The organism is Micrococcus sp. HSID17227, assembly GCF_003989405.1.
GTDB classification, from domain to species: domain Bacteria; phylum Actinomycetota; class Actinomycetes; order Actinomycetales; family Micrococcaceae; genus Micrococcus; species Micrococcus luteus.
This window is the reverse complement of the sequence record NZ_RBLN01000286.1, coordinates 1-2,551: the sequence shown is the minus strand read 5'-3', so window position 1 is coordinate 2,551 and position 2,551 is coordinate 1. Positions and strand designations below refer to the sequence as shown.

General features: G+C 75.7%; 2 protein-coding genes. One reads left to right on the top strand and one right to left on the bottom strand.

Annotation, left to right across the window (positions count from 1 at the left end; all coding sequences use genetic code 11):
* Positions 1 to 1,203 (bottom strand): glycosyltransferase family 1 protein (locus D8M29_RS10840; RefSeq protein WP_148111592.1); only part of this gene is annotated, 1,203 nt, incomplete at its 3' end.
* Positions 1,204 to 1,363: 160 nt separating this feature from the next.
* Between D8M29_RS10840 and D8M29_RS10835 the strand changes: the two genes are divergently transcribed.
* Positions 1,364 to 2,512: a DUF6350 family protein gene (locus tag D8M29_RS10835; protein WP_238693391.1), complete on the top strand. Its 1,149-nt coding sequence runs from the start codon at positions 1,364 to 1,366 to the stop codon at positions 2,510 to 2,512.
* The last annotated feature ends 39 nt before the right edge of the window (positions 2,513 to 2,551 follow it).

Here is a 2,551-nt window from a genome sequence, read left to right as displayed (position 1 = left end):
CGCGGCCAGCAGCGCCGGCGCCGTCAGCAGCCGGCGGGCCAGCTCCACGCGGCGGCGCTCCTGCACCGCGATCGCCTTCTCGTAGTAGCCCACGAGCTGATCGCACAGCACCGGCCAGGTCCGGCCCTGCACCGACGCCCACGCCGCGTCGGCGAACGCGGCCCGCTTGACGTCGTCGTACACGAGGTCCGCGACGTGGCGGCGCAGCTCGTCCAGCTCGCCGGGCGGGTAGAGCCAGCCGGTGCGGGAGGCGTCCACGATGTCGAGGGGGCCGCCGCGGCCGACGGCGACGACGGGCACGCCCGAGGCCATCGCCTCCTGCAGCGTCTGGCCGAAGGTGTCGGACTCGCCGGGGTGCACGAACAGGTCCAGGCTGGCCACGTGGCGCGCGAGGTCCTCGCCCCCCTGGAAGCCGGCGAAGTGCGCGCCGGGCAGCTCCCGCTCGAGCTGTTCGCGCAGCGGCCCGGAGCCGATGACCACGAGGCGGGTGCCCGGCAGGTCCGAGAGCACCCGCAGGTCCCCGACCTGCTTCTCGTGCGCCAGCCGCCCCACGAAGCCCACGAGCTTCTCGCCGTTCGGGGCGAGCTCGGCGCGCAGCGCCTCGTCCCGCTTGGCGGGATGGAATCGGCGGGAGTCGACGCCGCGGCCCCACAGGTGCACGCGTCGCACCCCCTGGCGGTGCAGCTGCCGGACGGTGAACGACGACGGCGCGAGCGTCAGCGTGGCCATGTTGTGCAGGCGCGCCACGTGGCTCCACAGCACGTCCTCCAGCCACGGGGCGCCGTACCGGGCCGCGTAGCCGGGGACCTCGGTCTGGTAGACGGCCACGGAGGGGATGCCGAGCTCCTCGGCCGCCTGCACCGCGCGCCAGCCCAGCACGAAGGGGGAGGCGATGTGCACCACGTCCGGGGCGAAGTCGGCGAGCATGCCGCGCAGCCGGCCCACCGTGCCGGCGGCCACCCGCACGGAGGTGTACCCGGTCAGGGGCACGGAGGGCAGGGTGCGCACGGGGAAGCCCTCGACCTCGCGGGGGGCCTCACCGGCGCCCGCGCGTTGGGTCCACCCGGCGGACCACGAGGCGGCCGGGGCGACCACCATCGCCTCGTCGCCCCGTTCCCGCAGGTGCCGCAGCACCTGGAGGATGGAGTTGGTGACCCCGTTCATATGGGGCAGGAACGATTCGGCGACCACGACGACACGCACGTGGCCGACGCTAAGGACCCCGGACCACGGCCGGGACACCCGCCGACGACGGCCCGGTGACCCCGCGGTGAACTCTCGGGGCGCGTGACGGTCGTCGCACCGGCCCGCGCGGCCCGCCCCCGTCCAGGCGCCGCCCGGAGTCGGGTGGCACCATGGACGGGTGAGTTCCCGCCCCGCTGCGCCCCGTCTGCTGCGCCCCGTCCCCCTGCCGCTGTGGCTGCAGGGGGTGGTCGAGGCGCTCGTCACGGCGATGATCAGCCTGCTGACGGTCATGGTCCCCACCCTCGCGGTGTGGGCCACGGGCGGGTTCGAGCGGCCGACCATCGAGGGCGCCGTCCAGGTGGGCGGCGTCCTGTGGCTGGCCCTGCACGCGGTGCCCGTCACCGTGGCCACGGCCATGCCCACCGCGCCGGATCACCTCATCACCGGCACGGCGTGGCTCGTGCCGTGGGGCCTGACCCTGGTCCCGCTCGCGCTGTCGTGGCGGGCCGGCCGGCGCCTGGCCCGCGCGTCCTACCGGGACCAGGCGTGGCAGGCCTTCGTGGGCGCGGTGGGGGCCTACGCCCTGGTGGGGCTGGCCGTGGCGTTCCTGCCCGGCACGGACGAGCTGACGGCGCACCCCGCCCCGGCGGCGCTGCTGCCCGCCCTGCTCTTCGGCGTCGCCGCCCTCGCGGGGGCGCGGCGCGAGGCGGGCACCTGGGCGCACCTGATCGGCCTGGATCTCACGGAGCGGATCTCGCGGCGCTCGCAGTACGAACGCTGGGCCGGTTCGTACGCCTGGTCCGTGGTGCGCGCCGCGGTCCTCGCCGTGCTCGCCCTGACGGGCCTGAACGCGCTGCTCGTGGCGGGGCGGCTGGCCGTCGAGTGGACCGCCGTCGTCACCGTGGCCGAGGCGATCGGGGGCGGTCCGCTGGGCGGCCTGCTGCTGGCGCTGCTGCAGATCGGCTGGCTGCCCACGTTCACCGCGTGGTCGATCGCGTGGACAGCGGGCCCGGGGTTCTCCGTGGGTGCGGACAGCCTCTACTCCGTGTTCGGCGCGACGCCGGCCACCGCGCCCGCCCTCCCGGCGCTGGGTGCGCTGCCCGGGACGTGGTCGCCGTGGCAGCTGCTCCTGCTGGCCGTGCCGATCAGCGCCGGCGTCGTGGCCGGCGTGTGGCTGCTGCGGGAGGGGGAGAACCACCTCGACGACTGGCTGCACACCCGCCACGGCAGCCGCGCGGTGTCCCTGACGCTGTCCACGCTGGCCCTGGCCGTGCTCACCGGACTGCTCGCCGGGCTGCTGCTGCTCGTGCCGCTGGCCCTCACCTAGATCGGACGAGCGACGTGTAGGGAAGGAGTGACCTCGCCC